This window comes from Blastopirellula retiformator (assembly GCF_007859755.1).
GTDB classification, from domain to species: domain Bacteria; phylum Planctomycetota; class Planctomycetia; order Pirellulales; family Pirellulaceae; genus Blastopirellula; species Blastopirellula retiformator.
The window spans coordinates 815965-834901 of record NZ_SJPF01000003.1; the positions used below are offsets into that span (position 1 = coordinate 815965).

At 59.5% G+C, this 18937-nt stretch carries 16 protein-coding genes; 12 read left to right on the forward strand and 4 right to left on the reverse strand.

Going from position 1 to position 18937, the window contains the following annotated elements:
• Positions 1 to 292: 292 nt before the first annotated feature.
• The 3 genes from pilM to Enr8_RS15145 all read left to right on the forward strand — a co-directional run bounded on the left by pilM (position 293) and on the right by Enr8_RS15145 (position 6471).
• Entirely contained in the window at positions 293 to 2590 is a 2298-nt protein-coding gene (pilM, locus tag Enr8_RS15130) for a pilus assembly protein PilM (RefSeq protein ID WP_146432964.1), read from the forward strand.
• Between the two features lie 3 nt (positions 2591 to 2593).
• Entirely contained in the window at positions 2594 to 4180 is a 1587-nt protein-coding gene (locus Enr8_RS25490) for a hypothetical protein (RefSeq protein ID WP_186767671.1), read from the forward strand.
• Between the two features lie 113 nt (positions 4181 to 4293).
• A complete protein-coding gene (locus Enr8_RS15145; protein ID WP_146432966.1) occupies positions 4294 to 6471 on the forward strand; it encodes a hypothetical protein in 2178 nt (725 codons plus the stop codon).
• 390 nt (positions 6472 to 6861) lie between these two features.
• On the opposite strand, the gene Enr8_RS15150 is transcribed toward Enr8_RS15145, so the two are convergent.
• Complete coding sequence (locus Enr8_RS15150) at positions 6862 to 7839, reverse strand: DUF1559 domain-containing protein (RefSeq protein WP_146432968.1); 978 nt, start codon at positions 7837 to 7839, stop codon at positions 6862 to 6864.
• Between the two features lie 360 nt (positions 7840 to 8199).
• Here Enr8_RS15150 and Enr8_RS15155 point away from each other — a divergent pair, with 360 nt between their 5' ends.
• The 9 genes from Enr8_RS15155 to Enr8_RS15195 all read left to right on the forward strand — a co-directional run bounded on the left by Enr8_RS15155 (position 8200) and on the right by Enr8_RS15195 (position 16617).
• Positions 8200 to 8472 (forward strand): hypothetical protein, encoded by a 273-nt coding sequence (locus Enr8_RS15155; protein ID WP_146432970.1) that lies wholly within the window; start codon positions 8200 to 8202, stop codon positions 8470 to 8472.
• Positions 8473 to 8502: 30 nt separating this feature from the next.
• Positions 8503 to 9057: an aminoacyl-tRNA hydrolase gene (pth, locus tag Enr8_RS15160; RefSeq protein ID WP_146432972.1), complete on the forward strand. Its 555-nt coding sequence runs from the start codon at positions 8503 to 8505 to the stop codon at positions 9055 to 9057.
• A 48-nt stretch (positions 9058 to 9105) separates the two neighbouring features.
• Entirely contained in the window at positions 9106 to 9513 is a 408-nt protein-coding gene (gene rpsF / locus Enr8_RS15165; protein WP_146432974.1) for a 30S ribosomal protein S6, read from the forward strand.
• A gap of 120 nt (positions 9514 to 9633) precedes the next feature.
• Positions 9634 to 10131, forward strand: coding sequence for a single-stranded DNA-binding protein (gene ssb / locus Enr8_RS15170; RefSeq protein WP_146432976.1), 498 nt, complete (start codon positions 9634 to 9636; stop codon positions 10129 to 10131).
• A gap of 87 nt (positions 10132 to 10218) precedes the next feature.
• Positions 10219 to 10749, forward strand: coding sequence for a 50S ribosomal protein L9 (gene rplI / locus Enr8_RS15175; RefSeq protein ID WP_146432978.1), 531 nt, complete (start codon positions 10219 to 10221; stop codon positions 10747 to 10749).
• A gap of 250 nt (positions 10750 to 10999) precedes the next feature.
• Complete coding sequence (dnaB, locus tag Enr8_RS15180; RefSeq protein WP_146432980.1) at positions 11000 to 12433, forward strand: replicative DNA helicase; 1434 nt, start codon at positions 11000 to 11002, stop codon at positions 12431 to 12433.
• 38 nt (positions 12434 to 12471) lie between these two features.
• Entirely contained in the window at positions 12472 to 13188 is a 717-nt protein-coding gene (locus Enr8_RS15185) for an arginyltransferase (RefSeq protein WP_146432982.1), read from the forward strand.
• 201 nt (positions 13189 to 13389) lie between these two features.
• Entirely contained in the window at positions 13390 to 14931 is a 1542-nt protein-coding gene (locus tag Enr8_RS15190; RefSeq protein ID WP_146432984.1) for a BamA/OMP85 family outer membrane protein, read from the forward strand.
• 60 nt (positions 14932 to 14991) lie between these two features.
• Positions 14992 to 16617 carry a BamA/OMP85 family outer membrane protein gene (locus Enr8_RS15195; protein WP_146432986.1) on the forward strand — a complete coding sequence of 542 codons (1626 nt, stop codon included), beginning with the start codon at positions 14992 to 14994 and terminating at the stop codon, positions 16615 to 16617.
• A gap of 264 nt (positions 16618 to 16881) precedes the next feature.
• On the opposite strand, the gene Enr8_RS15200 is transcribed toward Enr8_RS15195, so the two are convergent.
• The 3 genes from Enr8_RS15200 to fae form a co-directional block, all read right to left on the reverse strand.
• Positions 16882 to 17142, reverse strand: a complete 261-nt coding sequence (locus Enr8_RS15200; RefSeq protein ID WP_146432988.1) for a hypothetical protein — start codon at positions 17140 to 17142, stop codon at positions 16882 to 16884.
• 162 nt (positions 17143 to 17304) lie between these two features.
• On the reverse strand, positions 17305 to 18171 hold the full coding sequence (locus tag Enr8_RS15205; RefSeq protein ID WP_146432990.1) for an NAD(P)-dependent methylenetetrahydromethanopterin dehydrogenase: 867 nt from the start codon (positions 18169 to 18171) through the stop codon (positions 17305 to 17307).
• Between the two features lie 91 nt (positions 18172 to 18262).
• Entirely contained in the window at positions 18263 to 18760 is a 498-nt protein-coding gene (gene fae, locus Enr8_RS15210; protein WP_146432992.1) for a formaldehyde-activating enzyme, read from the reverse strand.
• Positions 18761 to 18937: the final 177 nt, after the last annotated feature.

Genomic DNA, 18937 nt, shown 5'->3' on the forward strand with positions numbered 1-18937 from the left:
TTCGAATGGCGGGAGTAGGGTTTTGTGTCGTAAGTTATTTTGTAGTAGTGGTTTGCTGCGTTTTCTGCCCCCCGCAAATTCATTGACACTTCAGGTTCGCCCGCATTAGAATAAATCAAGCTGCCGCCCAGGTCTGCTGCGGCGTCAGTTCTCATCTTCCGTTCTACCTAAATACTTTTCGCGATCAGCACGCGGCGGCTGGCTTTTCTGTGGTGCAGGGGAAATCTCTGCTCGACTTCGCTATATTACCGCTCAGTTTCTGCGCAAATTTCGAGTGAATTGAGGACCCAACATGGCTGCTGGGAAAGGCGTTTGGAGCATTGATATCGGGCATGCCGCGATCAAGGCGCTCCGATGCACGGTGCATGATGATGGTTTTTGGCTGGTTGCCGACGCCTTCGATTACATCGAATATCCAAAGCTGTTGACGCTGCCGGACACCAATCCGGAGCAGATGATTCGCGATGCGCTGAAAGAGTTTCTGTCGCGCAACGAACTGAAGAACGACAAAGTTGCGATCTCGGTGCCGGGGCAGGCCGGTCTGGCTCGTTTCTTCAAGGCGCCGCCGGTCGAAGCGAAACGCATTCCCGACATCGTCAAGTACGAAGCGAAGCAGCAGATCCCGTTCCCGCTCGACGAAGTGGTTTGGGATTATCAGCCGATGCCGGGCGCCCATGTCGAAGAAGGGATCTCGCTGGAGACCGAAATCGGCATCTTCGCGATGAAGCGGGACCAGGTTTTCCGCTCGCTGCAGCCGTTTTTGGACGCCGGGATCGACGTCGACTTCGTGCAGCTGACGCCGGTCGCGCTGTACAACTTCGTCGCGCATGACCTACTGACCGCCAATCCGACCAAAGAAGAATATGACCCGGCCAATCAGCCTGAGTCGTACGTGATCCTCTCGATGGGAACCGAGACGACCGATCTGGTCATCACCAATGGTTTCCGCGTCTGGCAGCGTAGCTTGCCGATCGGCGGTAACCACTTTACGAAGCAGCTGACCAGAGACCTGAAGCTGACCTTCGCCAAGGCCGAGCACTTGAAGCGTCATGCCCGCGAAGCGGACGACGCCAAGCTGATTTTCCAGTCGATGCGGCCGAAGTTCAACGAACTGGTGACCGACATCCAGCGTTCGATCGGCTTTTTCCAGACCCTCGACCGTAAGGCGAAGATCTCGCGGATCGTGCCGGTTGGCAACGCGATGAAGCTGCCCGGTCTGGTCTCGTACCTGGCCAAGAACCTCGGCTACGAAGCGGTCGAAATCGACGGCTTTCAAAAGCTGTCAGGTTCTGAAGTCACCTCGTCGGCGGCGTTCCGCGACAACATCATGTCGTTCGCCACCTGCTACGGCATGTGCTTGCAGGGGCAGCGGAAGTCGTGCCTGCAGACCAACCTGCTGCCGCAGGAAATCTTGGTCGACCGACTGATCCGCGAAAAGAAGCCGTGGGCGGTCGCGGCGGTCGCCGCGCTGCTATTGGCCTGCACGGTCAACTTCTTTTTCCACTGGAAGGCCTGGAACACAGCCGATCCGGAGAAGTTTGCTCAGGCCATTAGTGCCGTAAAATGGGTTGAGCAGCAGAGCAGTTCGCACAAGTCGACTGACGATCAATATATGACCGACGCCGAGAACCTGCGGGCGATCGGCAACTACGTGGTTGGCAACGAAGAGAACCGTCGCCTCTGGCCGGAGTTGCTGCGAGCGGTCACCGCCTCGCTGCCGACCTATGAAGGGAAGCCGGAAGAGCTGTGGAAGATGCCGATCGAAGAACGGCCGTTCCTGTACATCGACAGCGTCGAATCGAAGTATTACCCCGACGTCAGCTTCTGGTACACCGTATCGCTGCGCGAACGTTATCGCCAAACAGTCGATAACAGCAAACGCCTGGACGAAGCGGCCGAAGTGGGTCTGACTGCGGAAGACTTGGACGAAAAGGGCGCCGCTCCTGTCGAAGAAGGCGCCGAGCCTGGCGCTGCTAACCCGATGACGCCGGCCGCCGCGCCTGACGCTTCGATGGAGGAGGAAATTACTCCGGCCGAAGGGGAAGAGGCGATGGAGATGGTCGACGAGAACGGCGAAATCGTTGACGCGTTGGCCGGGCCGACCGAAAGCGGCTGGGTGATCCAGCTGAAAGGAAAGCACTTCCACAACAGCACCAAGGCCCGTCAGAATTCGGGGCCGCAGTATGTTCGTAATACGCTGATCCATCAGCTTGAGTCGGGCTCGATCATGCTGGACGACGGCAGCGGTCAGATGATCGAAGTCAGCATGAAGGAACTGGGGATTTCGCACCCTGTGATCGTGCTCGACTCGGTTCCGCGGACCGTTCAGGTCGACAATCCCGACTACGATCCGGCCACGATGGGCATGAACGGCGAAGCCGGCATGATGGCCCCGATGGGCGGCGTGAACCCGATGGGCGCCGCGGGGGAAATCGTTCCGCCCAAGATCCCCGTCAAGGTTTACGAGTTCACCGTCCAGTTCTGCTGGCAGGAAACGCCAGTGAGCAAGCGTATCGAAAACAAGAAACTAGAAGCTGAAGCCGCGGCGGAAGCTGCTGCGGCCGCTGCTGCCGCCGAGGAGGGATTTTAAGCCATGGATCAAATGCGTGTCTTTCTCGCCGCGATGAAGAAATACGGCTTCTGGGTTTTGACCGGGCTCGTGTTGGTGGCCTCGCTGGGCGTCTGGTTTTACGCGTCAATGACGATTGACGCCGATCTGGCGAAGCAGAAATCGGAGATCGAATCGAAACGGAACTCGGCCCAGCAGATCGCTTCGACCGAAGAGCACCCGAACGAAAAATTCGCCGCCGGCATGGAAGGGTGGCTCAATCGCTATCGCGAAGATATCGCCAAGAGCTGGCAATATCAGTGGGAGTCGCAGCAAAAGGAATTGGTCTGGCCGAAGGAGCTGAACGCCGGTCGGATCGACTTTGCGGCGACGGTCAACTCGGTACTGCAGAACCACCCAATCGAAGCGGTGCCGGATGAAGAATTGGTAAAGGGACGTACCGGTTTGACGACGCAGCTCTGCGAAGTCTACCGCGACTACATCAAAGAAGAATTGCCGAAGCTGGCCGAGAAAATCGGCGCCGAATGGAACGTGGCCGAAAATGCGGGCGGCGGCGGTGGTTTTGCCGGCGGCTTCGCTGGCGGTGGCGGCGATTTCGCCATGGAAGGAATGGGGCCGATGGGTGGCGCCAATCCGGGCGTCGGCGTCAAGGAGCGTCCCGTCGTGCTCTGGGATTCCGCGAATCAGCAGATGATTCAAGCGAAGAGCTTCGATTGGTCGAAGCGTCCGAACAATCGTCCCACGCCGCGAGAAGTGCTCTACGCTCAGGAAGACCTGTGGGTCTTGGAAAACCTGATGCGGATCATCAAGGCGGTCAACGGCGACACGACCGAACATCACCTCGCCGCCATCAAACGCATCGAAGCGATTGAGCTTGGCAAAGGGGTCGCCAACCAGCGTATCCAACTCGAACTTCCTCCGATGATCGCCGCTGCCGGCGAAGACGGCATGGAGATGGGAATGGACGGAATGGGTATGGGAATGGATGGCATAGGGATGGACGGAATGGGCATGGATGGCATGGATCCCGAGATGATGGGGATGGACGGTATGGGGATGGATGGCATGGGAATGGACGGAATGGGCATGGACGGAATGGGCATGGGTGGCGCCATGGCGCCGGTCGATCCCGCGATGTTCCGCTATGTCGACAAGGACTACAAGAAGATCGACGCCGAAACGCTGAAGACGGCGATGACGTCCCCCACAGAAGAAGGTTATTATCTGGCGGTCGCCAAGCGGTTGCCGGTTCGCATGCGGATCACCATCGATCAACGCAAAATTGACAAGCTGTTGGTCGAATGCGGTAACGCCGACCTGATGCTGGAAGTGCGTCAGCTGCGTCTGAACCCGACGACCGGCGCCAGTGGCGGTATGGGTGGCATGGGCGGATTCGCCGGCGGCATGCCCGGCGGCTTTGAGGGTGGATTCGATGGCGGTCCTGGGATGCCCGGCGGCGGTCAGCAGAAGGTCGACAATCGGTACGACGTGCCGATCGAAGTTTACGGCATTGTCTATATCTACAATCCCGTGAACAAAGAGTTGTTGGGAATCACCGACGAAAGCGAGTCGGAAGATGGCCTCGACGGCAACGAAACCGCCATGCGGTAGTCGTCAAGCGGTTGGACGCTTGGATTGGAACAGAGAACACGCGCCCACGTGGCGAGCGACAAATTACGGAACATGCGGGAAGCTGCTTCCCATAAAGGTGAGGGAACTACGACATGCAGAAGCTAGACTTACAAAACGGCGGCATGAAATCGAAGTTGATCTTGCACGTTGAAAAGATCGTCTTCGCCATCGCGGTGTTGTTGGTCGTGACGTTTATCTACTTCGGCGCGCAGCGCGAAGGTATCACCGTTACGCCGGACCAAGTCAAGCAAGTCGCCGATCGCGCCAGCGCCAACATTAACGAATCGGAATGGTCGCCGGTCGAAAAGAAACGCTGGACCGAGCCGATCTACGAACAGCGGGCCGAGCATGCCCAAAACCCGATCAACATCAGCAACTATGCCGCGATGTCCGAATTTGGCCCGCCGATGTATCAGTCGATTCAGAAGCGCACCGATCCGAAGATCCTGGCGCTGGAGAATCTGGAGGCGATCCCCGGGGGCGCACCTTTCGTCTATGACGACCAGCGATTGGGCAACGCTTTTGCCGGCGGAGGGGCCGGTTCTGGAATGATGGAAGGGGCCTATCCCGGCGGCTATGGCGGAGAAGGCGGCTTCCCAGGAATGGGCTATGGCGGACCGGGCGGGCCGCAGCAGAAAGATCCGCCGCCGGTCATGACTCCGGAGCAGCAGAAGCGATTTGGCCCGGCTCGCGCGACCGCGGGGACTCGGATCGAATGGAAAAACTTTGTGGCGCTGGTCGGCAAGATTCCGCTCGAAAAGCAGTGGGATGAATATGATGCGGCGCTGCTGGATGCGACTGGATATGATCCGCAGCGTGATGTGCCGAAGTACATCGGTTTTGGCGTTCGTCGCCGCGAACGGCTGCCCGACGGCACGTGGAGCGAATACAAAGATCTGGTTCCCCAGATGGCGTTCGCCGATGCGATGAAATGGGCCTTCCGTCCTGAGGAAGTGATTCCGCCGGAATACGCCCACCCGCTGCTCACCTTTCCGATCGCCCCGATGCTGTTGGTCGATCCGGCCGATTATGCTCGGCACTCGGAAGTGCCGAAATGGTCGCCGATGCAGAACGGGATGAATGGCGAAGGCTATCCTGGCATGCCCGGCGGCGGCTATCCCGGTATGGCTGGGATGGAGACGGAGGATGGTAAGCCGGTGCAACCGCAAATTCCGGAGATTACCGCGGACTCCACCTTCATGCCGGGCGGTTTTGGTACCGGCGGCCCCGGCGGAATGGGCATGCCTGGCATGGGAGAAGGGGGCGGATACCCCGGCATGATGGGGCCTGGCGGCGGAATGATGCCCGGCGGGCGTCCGGGGCGTGGAGGCCGCACTGGTCGTGGCGGCGGAATGCCCGGCGGCGGCATGATGTATGAAGGGGGCGGCATGGGCGGCGCGACGGCCGGCTACTCGAAAGAGAAAATGTTCCGCTTCTACGACATCACCGTGAAGCCGAACACCGAATACCAATATCAGGTCAATCTCTGGCTGGAAGACCCGAACAATCCCGCTATTCCGCAGGGAGCTGGCCGAGGCGGTCAAATGGCAGGTATGCCCGGCGGCCAAGGCCAGGGGTTGGCCCCGGCTTCGATGACCTTGAGCCGCGAAACATTGGAACGCGTCGCGCTCAAGAAGCAGGAAGCGGGCAATGACCCGGTCAAGCTGAGCAAGGCTTCGCGTCTGGAAACCGAGTACTCGGAACCTAGCCCGGTGGTGAAGACGCCGATTGATACGTCCGTGATTGCCGGAAGCGTGGCTGCGGGGCGCGAAGCCCGCTCGCAAGGCGGCGTGCTGATGAGCAAACGCGATGCGAAGGCGACCGTGCTGGGCGTCGCGTGGGACGAAGCGGAAGGGATCTTGGCTTCCAAGAAACTGACGCTCGAACGGGGCGACTCGGTCAACGAAGAAGAGGACATGTGGGTGCTCAATCCAGGCACGCTGATGTTCGACAAGGAAGAAGACTACCAGCTGAACACCAGCGCGGTGGTGCTCGATATCCGTGGCGGCGAAGGGCTGCCGGGGAGATATCGTGACCCTGCCGTGAACGAGGCTCTGGTTAGCCCTGGCGAGATCCTGGTGATGGACGCCCGGGGCAACATCAAGATTCATAAGGAGCTGAAGGATCGAACCGACTTTGCCCTGTTCGACTTCACGCCGCCGGAGGTCAAGAAACGACGAAGCTCTGGCGACGATCCGTATGGCTATGGTGGCGAAGGGCCGGAAGGAATGGAAGGCGGCGGTCGCAGACGCGGCCGCATGCGGGAGTAACTTCCACGCGTCATAGCGTGAATGTCAATGCGATTCGGAGCGTCGTCCATCTGGGCGGCGCTCTTTTTTTGCGCTACGCGAGCCCAATAGTAGCCCGCAGCGCGAGCCAGCGAAAAGCGTCCGCAATTTATCAGCAACGATCGAACCCAGCGTGGAGACTCCGCCACGGCGAGAGCGATTGATCGGACGATCGCGCAGGCTATGCTTCGTGAATCGGCGGCCGGCAGCGGACTAGAGCGTTTTTCTGATAGCTGTAGTGTTTCTGGCTTTGGTGAGGCAAGCTGGTCAAGGCGACCGAAGCAGGCGAATCCTCAAGATTCGTCGATGCAGGTCAACGCCGACCAGCGCGGCCGCAACCAGCCACAACGATACAGATGGAGGAAAACCGCTCTAATCGAGCGAAACCGGGTTGCCGTCGCTGCGATTGCCTAGATTCGCGAAGGCGTCCATGTCGATCGTGAAGGGGAGAAAGCGGACGCTGCCGTCGAGCAGTAGCGACGTGAATCCGCCGGGATGGGACGAGCCGAAACGCTGCTGGCCATCGGTGTCGAGTTCGTCGGGCCGCGGATCAAGCGTCGTTGACCGAACCGTATCGAACGTGAGTGATGACCCCGAGCCGTCCCAGCCCGAAACATAGCCGGCGCTGTCTCCTTGTTCGCGATCCGATGGGCTGGCGACAATCGAGCGATTCGCCTTCTTTTCGGCGGCGACCAGCGTATTGGAGGTGCCGTCGGTCGCGTCTCCCATTCGTAGCAGCGTTCGCTTGACGCTGGGCATCATCGACGACGAGCAACTGAACGTTCCCGACCAGGGCCGGGCCAACACGCCAGTTCCTTCGGCATTGGCGGCGGCGTAGTCGACTAGGCCATGCTCCTGCTTGGCGAAAGACCGCGGCAGATAGTTGCCGGCGGCGTCGACTCGGCAGAACCAGTCGTTAGTTTCCGACTTGGCGTAGGGGGATCGGCGGGAAGGGCAGTAGTAGCCGGGGATGACGCCGGCGATGGCGTTGGAGGATTGCTCCAAAGTGGTCGTTCCACCGGCGCCTTGGTGAATCGCTTGCTGCTCGAGATAGGGAAGGATCTGAAACGCCCAACCTGCCGCCTGGCGCTCGCCCACTTCCGGGCGGCCGCCAGTAAAGGTCGGGTGGACGTTGGCGGTATAGCCGCCGGTCGGCAGAAAGCGGAAGGTATCGTGGTGATTGTGCCAGGCCAAGCCGATTTGTTTCAGCTGGTTGGTGCACTGCATCCGTCGCGCCGCTTCGCGAGCCATTTGGACGGCCGGCAGCAGCAGCGCAATCAGGATCGCAATGATCGCGATCACGACCAAAAGCTCGACCAGCGTAAAGCCTGCTCGGCCGCGTCGGCTCAACAGAATCCCCCTCAATGTGGTGTAACGATTCGGCGCTTCTCATCTAGCGTATCCACGCCTATGGTTCTTGGCAAATGAACCGACGCTCGGGGAGCAAAGTTTTGAAAAAAGTAGCCGGAAAGTCCGGGTTTCGCCCTTATCCTGCGGTGTGGTAACCACTTAGGGGCGAAAGGGGCAAGCCAGCGGCCTGGCTGCGATTTCCCACGCGGACGGCTTGTTTGGGCTTGTAAACCCCAAAACATCTGGCAAAATAACCTGTTTCCGATTCTCCCCAGAGTCGCAAGAGAAGCAACTGACTCCGCCGAGGCTGTTCAATTCGGCGGAACATCCATACAAGACTATCGAGTTTCGAGGGTTCCGATGGCCGAAGTGCTGAACGTTAAAAAGCGTGAGCTGACGGGCAAGCTTAACAACCGTCGCCTGCGTAACGCTGGCAAGATCCCGGCCGTACTGTACGGCAACGGACAAGAGTCGGTTTCGCTGGAAGTGTGTGCCGAAGAATTTGCCGCGATCGTTCGCCACAAGGTGAAGAACGTTGAACTGGCTGGCGACGCCACCGGCGCCGTGGTAATGCGCGACATCCAGTGGGACACCTACGGCCTGGAAGTCCAACACATCGACTTTTATCGCTAAGCTGGCTGGCAAGCCGAGTCTGGGCGAGGCATGAAATTGATTGTGGGGCTGGGGAATCCCGGGCCTAAATACGATAAGACACGGCATAACGTCGGATTTGAGGCGCTCGATCGGATCGCCGCCGACTCTGGGGTTACGCCAAGAGCCAAGTTCAACGGAAACATCGTCGAACTTGGCGTGGGAACGGAGAAGATGGTTCTTCTCTATCCTCACACCTATATGAACAACAGCGGGACAAGCGTCCGGGCCGCCTTTGATTTTTTCAAGACGCCCTGCGAGTCGGTGCTGGTCGTTTGCGATGACTTCAACTTGCCCGTCGGCACGCTGAGGTTTCGCGGCGGAGGTTCGGCCGGCGGCCAAAAAGGTCTGGCTGACATTCTTCGCAAATTGGGGACGGACGAAGTGCCCCGGTTACGGATTGGCATTGGGCCGTTGCCCCAAGGACGAGACGTTTCCAATTTCGTCCTGGGGAAATTTGCTCCCCAAGAGCGGGCCGAGATCGACTTTACGCTCGATCGCGCCAAAAACGCGATAGCGGATTGGATCGCTCACGACCTCACATACTGCATGAACCAATACAACTAACGCCGACTTCGGTTAGCAACAACTCAAATTACGTTTAGGAGATCGACCTTGGCGGCCAACGTTTATGAAGGGCTGTTTATCCTGGATTCCAACCGCTATGCCCGCGATCCGGGCGGCGTCGCTGGCCAGATTCAGGAATATGTCGAGAAACTCGGCGGCGAACTCTTGGTGAGCCGGATGTGGGTCGAGCAACGTCTGGCCTACCCGATCAACGGTCATCGCAAGGGTACCTACTGGCTGACCTATTTCAGCCTGGAAAGCACCAAGCTGACCGAGCTGACCTACCAGTGCAACATCAACGACAACTTCGTCCGCTTCATGTTTGTGAAGCATGATCCGCGGATCAGCGAAATGTTGATCGCCCACGCCACCGGCGAAGCGGAAGCGGCGCCCGAAGGCGAAGAAGCTGGCGAAGGCGAACCGGCTGCGGCTGGCGCTGCGGCCGAAGGCGAATAAGTCCCGCTTTTTGCAAGACGGTAAGTCGCACGAGGCGCGCCAATTTGGTAGGCTGTTGGTTGACAAACGTTCACTGGTGAGTGGCGTTGACGGCCAACAAAGTACAAGGGAGATCAACACATGGCGAGTTACAACCGGGTGATTCTGGTCGGCAACCTGACCCGCGACATCGAAGTTCGCTATATCCAGAGCGGATCGGCCGTCGCCGAAATCGGGTTGGCCGTTAACGATCGCCGCAAGACCGCATCGGGCGAATGGATCGACGAAACGACGTTTGTCGACGTGACGCTCTGGGGCCGGACGGCGGAGATCGCTGGCGAATACCTCAGCAAAGGCTCACCAGTGTTGGTCGAGGGACGCTTGAAGCTCGACAGTTGGGAAACCGACGGACAAAAGCGATCGAAGCTTCGCGTCGTTGGTGAAAAGATGCAGATGCTCGGCGGCCGTAGCGGCGGCGGACAAGGCGGTCCCGCGGGCGGCGGCGGTCAACGTCGTCAACCGCAACAATCGGCGCCCAATCGTGGCGGCGGTGGTGGTGGCGGCGGCGGCGGAGACAGCTACGGCGGCGGCGACGATTACGATTCGTTCGGCGGTTCGTCGGACGACATCCCGTTCTAAATCACGACAAATCAACCTTACATTCAACGTACAGACGCCCCGAACGCGGTTCGCCGGGCAAAGTGACAAGCAAGAGGAACTTCGATCATGGCGAGCATTCGTGCCGAAAAGCATAGCGAACGTGTTTGGAAGCGTCTCCCCAAAGGGAAGCACGGCGGTATCGAATTGCTGCTGATCCAATCGGTGGACCACCTGGGCAAGCAAGGCGACGTTGTCGAAGTCCGTCCGGGCTACGCCAACAACTACCTGATTCCGCAAGGCTTGGCGACGATCGCCACCCCGCACCACAAGCGGATGGTCGAGAAGCACCGCGCCAAGCTGTTGGAGATCGAAAAGTCGCGTCTGGCCGGTCTTCGCGCCATCGCTGACCTGCTGAACCGCCAGAGCGTCACGATCGAAGCGAACGCCAACGACGAAGGCCACCTCTACGGCAGCGTCGGTCCGGCCGAAATCGTTTCGGCTTTGAAGGAGCAGAACTTCACGATTACCGCCGATCAGGTTCGCCTGGAAGGCCCGCTGAAGGAACTCGGCCTCTACACGGTCAAGATCCACCTGCACGCCGAAATCGAATCGGAATTGAAGGTGTGGGTCGTTCCGACCGTCACCGGCGACGAATAGTTGCCGATAGGGCGATCCGTCGAGCCGAAGAAGCGATTCATCAAGAGCCGTCCCGCAAAGGACGGCTCTTTTTTTCGACAGTTTTTCCACGCGCAGGTCGCTAGCGTCTGGACATTGCGCCCGTTCGACTTACGACGCGACTTGGTCGGCTCTTTCCGTCGCTTGATTGCCGACGAAGATCGCCCAAGTATGATTGATCCCGCGACGATTGGTCGCGCCGGATCGACGAGTTATATCAGGGAAGGTTCTCATGAAGACGAAATTCAACCGCGTCGATAGGGCGGATCGCGATAAGCCGCCAGCCAGCGAGATTTTCGATCGGCAGCCGCCGTGCAACCTGGAAGCGGAAATGGGAGTGCTTGGCAGCATCTTCCTGCTGCCCGATTGCGCCGACGAAGTGGTAATGATCGTCCGCCCCGACGACTTCTACGACGAGGGCAATAAGAAGCTGTACGAACATATGGTTCGTTTGCACGACAGCGGTCGCAAGATCGACCTGACGCTGTTGGCCGAGCAACTGAAAGCGGACGGCGACTACGAGTTCATCGGCGGCGCCGCCTACTTGGCCAAGGTGCTCAATAGCGTCCCCAATGCCGCTCACGCCGAGCACTACGCCCAAATCGTCGCCGCCAAGGCGATCAACCGCAATCTCATTGGGGCCGCGACCGATATCCTCCGCGACGCCTATGAGGAGAACGACAAGTCAGATCGCCTAGTGAGCCGGGCGGAAGAAAAGATCTTTGCGATCACCGATACCCGCAGTTCGACCTCGATGGCGAACATGAGCGACATCGTCACCGCGTCGATGGAGCGTATCGACGCTCGACTTCGCGGCGAACACCTGGAAGATGGCGTCGCAACTGGCTACACCGATCTCGACGGCATGACCGGCGGGTTCCATGGCTCGGAACTGCTGATTCTGGCGGCTCGTCCGTCGATGGGAAAAACGGCGTTCGCGATGAACATCGCCGAAAACGTCGCGGTGAATGACAAGACGCCGGTGCTGTTTATCAGCCTTGAAATGGGAGCGATTGAACTTTGCGATCGTTTGCTCTGTTCGGTTGCAAAGGTTAACGGTCATCGCCTGCGAAATGGGACGATCTCGCAAGAGGATCGCCGCCGGTTGGTTGAGAAATCAGCCCTGGTCGCCGAGTCGCCGCTGTTCGTCGACGACTCCCCCTCGCGGACGGTGTCGCAGATCGCGGCCGGCGCCCGGCGCATTAAGCGGCGTCACGGACGGTTGGGCTTGATTGTGATCGACTATTTGCAGCTGATTGAGCCGGACAATTCGAGCGATCCTCGTCAGGAACAGGTCGCCAAGATCGCCCGACGTTTGAAGGGGATGGCGCGTGAAATGGACGTGCCGATCTTGTGCCTGGCGCAGCTGAATCGCCAAGCGGAAGCTTCGAAGGACAACCGGCCGAAGTTGAGTCACCTCCGCGAATCGGGGGCGATCGAACAAGATGCCGACGTTGTGATGTTCGTGCACCGCGAAGAATACTATCATCATGGAGAGGAACGCGATCAGTTCGCCGGCAAGGCCGAAATCATTATCGGCAAACAGCGTAATGGGCCGGTGGGCGAAGTGCAACTGACCTGGCTCCGAGACTTTACCCGCTTTGAAAACGCGTTCGAGCGCGAGCCGGACGATTTCTCCGCCTTCAACGGCGGGGGCGAATTTTAAGCCGAATCATTCGGCGAAGGCGAACCACGAGCGCCGGCATGGATCAGATCCTCGGATTCAAGGTTTGGGATCACGAAGAGCGGTGCCCCTATTTACCGGGACGTCAGGCCCGGCTGCCGCTCTACTATCCGTTGACTGCGATGTCGGGCGGCGACCTTGATCTGGCGCTCTCGCAGGGCGCGCGGCGGGCTGGCGTTTATCTCTATCATGTCTGCTGTCGCGCTTGTCGGGCGTGTGAGCCGATTCGGCTCGACGTGAAAAAGTTTGAGCCGCGACGTCGCCATCGACGCGTGCTAGCAAAAGGGGACGCCCGGCTGAGGATGAGCGTGGGTGCGCCGATCGCCGACGACGAGCATGCTCGCATCTACAACCTACATAAGTCAGAGCGAGGTTTGGCCGACGAGAACCAGGGGGCGATCAGCGCCCAGCAGTATCACGAGTTCCTGGTGCAGTCCTGCTGCGAGACGGTCGAGTTCGGCTACTATTTGGAGAATCGTTTGGTGGCGGCGGCGACGGCCGACCTGGGGGATGATTCGCTTTCCGCGGTTTACTGTTGCTACGACCCGAGTGAGAGCGGTTTGTCGCTGGGAACCTATTCCGTCTTGAAGCAGTGGGAATTTTGTCGCGAGACCGATCGCCGCTATCTATACCTTGGTTTCTACATCGCGGAGTCGCCCCACATGAACTACAAGGCGTCGTTTCTGCCGCATCAACGACGGATTGCCGGCGTATGGAGCGAGTTCTCGGATCGCTAGCACTTCTAGCGTCGAAACATGTCGAACCGATTCGACAACCGTCGCGTATCGTATCGCATTGCTGATAGTTGCGCAAACAGAGCCGAATCCGTATTGCCCTGGCGTCGCTCATTCAGTATCTCTACCCAACCGCTTACTTAGGCTATAGCGCCTAACGCCGCGCACGGATCGCGCGGTGGGCCAGAATTCAAGGACGATATTGTGTTAAATTGCCGCCTAATAGCCGCTTTCGCACTCAGCATCGGGTGCGGTCTTTCGCTGCTTGTCGCAAGTTGCGAAACCAGTCTCGCCCAAGGTCTTGATCCTCGCAGCTTTGATCCGGCTCTGTTGACGCCGCCGCCTGCCGAACCAGGCGCCATTCCGACGCGACCGTTGATCGTCGATCTGCGAATCACCGGCAACAACAGCACGCAGGAAGCGAAGATTCGCTCGATGATTCGCTCTCGTGCGGATCGCGAATTCGATCCAGAAATGATCCAGTCCGATGTCCGCAAATTGGCCGAATCAGGACTGTTTCGCGACGTCAAGATCTTGACGCAACAATCAGCGCAAGGCGTCGTCGTGACGTTCCAGGTGTTTGAGCGGCCGTCGATTCGCTACGTCAAGTTCCTTGGCAACGAGTCGGCGACCGAAAAGGCCCTGCTAAAAAAATCAGGGCTGGAAGTCGGCGGCGCCCTTAATCGGTTTGTCGTCGAAGACGCTCGCCGTCGCATCGAAGAATACTATCGAACCCGCGGGCATGGCATGGCGACGGTCACGATCGCCGAAGGCCTAGAGCAGGACGATACCGGCGTTGCCTTCATGGTGCATGAAGGTCCGCTGGCCCGCGTCCTGTCGACCAGTTTCGTCGGCAATACCATCGCCAGCGACGGCCGCTTGAAGACGCAAGTCAAATCGAAGCCTGGCTTCCTCTATTACATCCGGGGCAAAGTCGACATGGACCAGGTCGAAGCGGACGTCGAAGCGTTGACTTCGTACTACCGCGGGCTTGGCTACTTCCAGGCTCAGATCAACCGGATCATGGAGTACTCGGAATCGGGACTGTGGGTCGACATCACGTTCGTCGTGGACGAGGGGATGCGGTACGAAGTGCGTAACGTGTCGTTCGTTGGGCAGACCAAGTTCACCGAAGACCAACTTGGGACCCAGGTGAAGCTGCTGCAGGGGCAGTACTTCGACCAAAAGAAAATGAACTCAGACCTCGCGGCGCTGACCGACCTATATGGCGCCCAGGGATACATCCACGCGGACGTGCAAGCCGAACCTCGCTTTTTGGAAGAGCCGGGTCAGATTGACCTGGTTTACGACATTCGCGAAGGAGAGCAGTATCGCGTTGGCCGCATCGATGTGAACATCGATGGCGAGTACCCGCACACGCAGCGCGACGTCGTCTTGAATCGTTTGGACCTAGTGCCGGGCGACATTATCGACATCCGCAAGATTCGCGATAGCGAACGCCGTTTGGTCTCGTCGCAGCTGTTCGTCAACGAACCGCACCGCGGCATCAAGCCGACGATTCAAGTGAAACCGCCGGAAGTTAGCGACATCGCCGACAAACGTGGCGGCGAGCAGTCTCCGACGTATCGCGGACAAAGCCCGGGACCAGCGGTTCAACCGGCCTACCATGGTCAGCCTCAGATGTCTCAGCCGCGGATGCCGGCCGTGCAGATGGGGCAGCGGATTGCTCCGGAAAACCTGCGTCCGTCTCGGTACTCGGCAAACCCTGCCGCGGCGCCTTGGTAACCTTGAAGCTTGCGACATTGATATTGGCGACCTCCCCCCCCGGTCGAGAAGGATTCCTTCGTGCGAGATAGCTGGAAACTTACAAGCCTGGCGCTGCTATCGGCCCTGTTTGCGGCCGTTGGCTGCACCACTCCGGGCGCACAGGTCGCGGCGATTCCCTCGACGTTTTCGACGGGCCCTGGGGCGGACCGTTCTGTGGTCGCCGTCGGCAAACCGCCGATCGTTCGTGCGCAAGACGCCGCACTTCCCGCCGACAACAGCGCGACGCGGCAAACGTCGCCGGGCAACGCCAACCAATACCGCGGCGGAATGCCTGCCTCGGGCGCGCCGATTCAACAGGCTCAATATACGGCTCCGCCGCTTCCGCAAGCTTCGGTCGCCGGACAAGTCGCTGCGCCGCAATCGACGGTCGTCGGCGCCCCAACCTACGATCCGAACGCTTATGATCAGGCGGTCGCCAACGGCTACGTCCAGGCGCCGACATTGCCGCCGCCGGCCTCGGTCGGTCGCCCTTTGGGTGGCGCGCCGATTTACAATCCGCCGCTTGGCCCCGATCAGATCTATGGGCCCGACCCGGTCTATGACCCGGGCCGCCAACCATTCTTGCCGGGCCGCACGGCCGACATTCTGGTGAACGCCCAAGAGGCGCAAACCGGTCGCTTTCAGTTTGGCGTCGGAGTCAACTCGGATGCGGGCGTGACTGGCTCAATCGTCGTCGACGAACGCAACTTCGACTACGCGGCGGTGCCGACCAGCTGGGACGACGTCTGGAATGGCCGCGCCTTCCGCGGGGCAGGGCAGGGGTTCCGATTGGAAGCTTTGCCAGGTACCCAGGTGCAGCGCTACATGGCGACCTTCACCGAGCCGTACCTGTTCCGCACGAACATCAGCATGAACCTGAGCGGTTACTACTTTGACCGCATCTACCGCGACTGGAACGAAAACCGCGTTGGCGGCCGGATCGGCTTTGGTTATCGCCTGACTCCCGACTTGTCGGTCGGCGCCAATCTGCGATTGGAAAACGTCGATATCTCGGATCCGAGCACTAACGCCTCGGCCGATCTGAACGAAGCGATCGGCAGCCACGACCTGTTCAGCGGTCAGCTGACGGTGACGCACGATACGCGCGACCAGCCGTTCGCTCCGACCGAAGGGCACCTGGTCGAATTCAGCTTTGAACAAGCGTTCGGCACTTTCAGCTTCCCGCGAGCCGAAGTCGACATGCGTCGCTACTTCCTGCTGCGAGAACGCGCCGACGGTTCTGGCCGCCATACGCTTGGCTTCTCGGGCCGGGCCGGGTTCTCCGGATCGGATACGCCGATCTTTGAGAACTACTTTGCGGGCGGTTACTCGACCTTGCGTGGTTTCGATTTCCGCGGCATCGGTCCTGTCCAAGGGGGCGTCTATACCGGTGGTCCGTTCCGCGTACTGGGGTCGGTGGAATATATGTTTCCGATCACGGCGGACGACATGCTGAAAGGGGTGATCTTCACCGACGTCGGTACCGTTCAAGAGTCGGTGAAGCTACCGTGGGACGAGTTTGACATTGCGCCTGGTTTCGGACTTCGCATTTCGGTGCCGGCTCTTGGTCAAGCTCCGATCGCGCTCGACTTCGCCTTCCCGGTCAACAAAGCTGACAGCGACCGTACGCAGGTCTTCAGCTTCTTCATCGGTTACGCTCGTTAGCAGTCCGTTGATATTCTCGACGGGCTGACGGACCGCAGGGAGATGCGATCCCAAAATGGCGACGTCAGTCGTTATTTTGCGAGCCGTGAAGAGCTACGCTCTGAACTTGGCGAGTTTGCAAAAAGCCAGGAGGGCTTTTTGCAAAGGGGAGTTCGAGCGTTTTTCTGATAGCTGTAGCGTTTCTGGCGTTGGTGAGGCAAGCTGGTCAACGCCGACCAGCGCGGCCGCAACCAGCCAGAACGCTAAAGATTGAAGAAAACCGCTCTAGTAAGTTCGCCACTCGAAGTATTCGTTGTGGTACCCGGTATGTCCCGACCAGGTGTCGCGGGCTGAGCAGGCGCCGAAGTAGCCGTAGCTGTAAGCAGGCGTGCTGACCGAGTAGCCCCAGCCGTGGTAGTAGTGGCCATAGAAGGGAGCGGCGTTCGACTTTTGCGGCGTCAGAATCAAGTACGACGGCGGAGCGGCCTCGGCGATCGTCGCCATGGCCAGGCAAAGCGTCAGCGACGCCAACAATATACGGATCATAGAACGGGGCCCTGCTGCAAAAGGAATTGTCGCACCGCTGCGACTCTTTCGCGTAGCATCGGCATTTCGGCGCTGCTGGACTGACCAGGGATCGCCTGGTGGTCCCCTTTTTCGACCGCTTGCTCGCGTGATAGCGGTCGTGCGGATTATTTCGCTGTAACGCTATTCCAGGCCGCAGCCGATCTCGTAGATCTCTTCCGCGTTCAGGACGAGATCGTTCTGCTCAAAGATTCGGACCAGCGCCTGCTTGTGGATCTTCATCTTGGTCCCGCCAACGCCAATGGCGCCGTAGCAGATCCGGCCGTCCCGCTCTTTCGCTTTGTCCATCGGATCGACTCCTTCCAAGCCAACCGGTGGGGCGGCATTCAGGTCGATCAGCACCTTCAAGTCACTCGCGCTGCGCAGCGACGGTTCGCTGGCCAACTGCACGTTGGCGGCTCCGGCGGCGATGACGACGGCGGCGCCTTGCAGGGCGTCCGCCAGACCGGCGTCGTCACTGACGGCCAGCGGCAGGAACGTACCGTCGGGGATGTCGGCTTTTAGAGCGTCACAGACTGCCGTCGCCTTGTCGAGTTTGCGCGAAGCGACTCGGACGCGAGCCCCTTGTCGCGCCAGCAGACGTGCGGCCCGTTGACCGACTGGGCCGGTACCCGCCAGAACCAGCGCTTCGGCGCCATCGAGCGGCAGATGGCGGCCGGCGGCGATGACGGCTGCGGCGGCGGTCGTGTTGGCGCCGTTGGGGTCAAACAAGATCGAAACCCGCATCGGCCCGAAAAAGCTGCTGGTGGCTTCTTTCAGCAGGGTCTCGGCCTGCGGGACGTCGCCGCCGCCGACAAAAATCGCCGAGTTCTTCAGCTCGGCCGGCGATCGCGTGAAGATCAAACCATAGACCAGTCCGCGAACCTGATCGGCGGTAACGCCGCCATGTCGAAAGAGTTGATCGACGCCGGCGTCGACGGCGACAACGCTGTCGAAGGTGCTGACTTGCGGATCGGGATCGAGCTGCAACAAGACTTTGGCGGTGGACATGAGCGCGACTTACGTAGTTAAAAAAAGAAAACCGCCCTGCGGTAGGACGGTTTTCGGAAGTTGTCGAAAGAGCGAGTTTGTCGCTGGGCGACTAGAAGCCGCGGAACGGGTGGGCCGCTTTTTCTTTACCGGCCAGAACTTCGTCGACCGTCGGCTTGGCGCCCATGGCGTTAGCGATCGACTGCTTGGTCGCTTCGTAGTTGTAGTCGAAGATTTTCTTGTCGTCGGCTGCGTCCCAGTGAATGAACACGCCGCAGACGATGACCAAGTCTTCGCACTGATCTTTGGGGATGATGCCGGCTTCGACCGAATCGGCGACCGCCTTGGCGACGGCGGCTTGAGCCGGGCCAAACATCTGAGTCGCTTGCTTGGCGCCCTTAATAGTCACCTTGGTGATGGTGACGGTGGCCGGTTTGACCAGCAGGTTCGGCTCCAGCACGGCGAGCAGATTCGAGTGCCCGGCGGTTTGGGTCGCCAAAGCGCTGGCGAACGCGGCGCCAACGGGGCCCGTCTTGGAGCCGATCATGAGATCGATATGAGCGATTTCGTTGCCCTTGCCAGCGAGCGCTTCGCCAATGAACATCGACATGCGTAGTTTCTCCCGAAAGTGAAGATTGGATGGAGCGTCCCGAACTGGGCGCCGCATGGAGGAAAGGTTGGGGGGCGGCGCCCCTGGCAGCGCACATTCGCAATGTTAGAGCGCGATACGGGCCCAATGCCGTTCAGAAAAACTTATCAAACCCCGACGCGATTGCAACCATGGCCC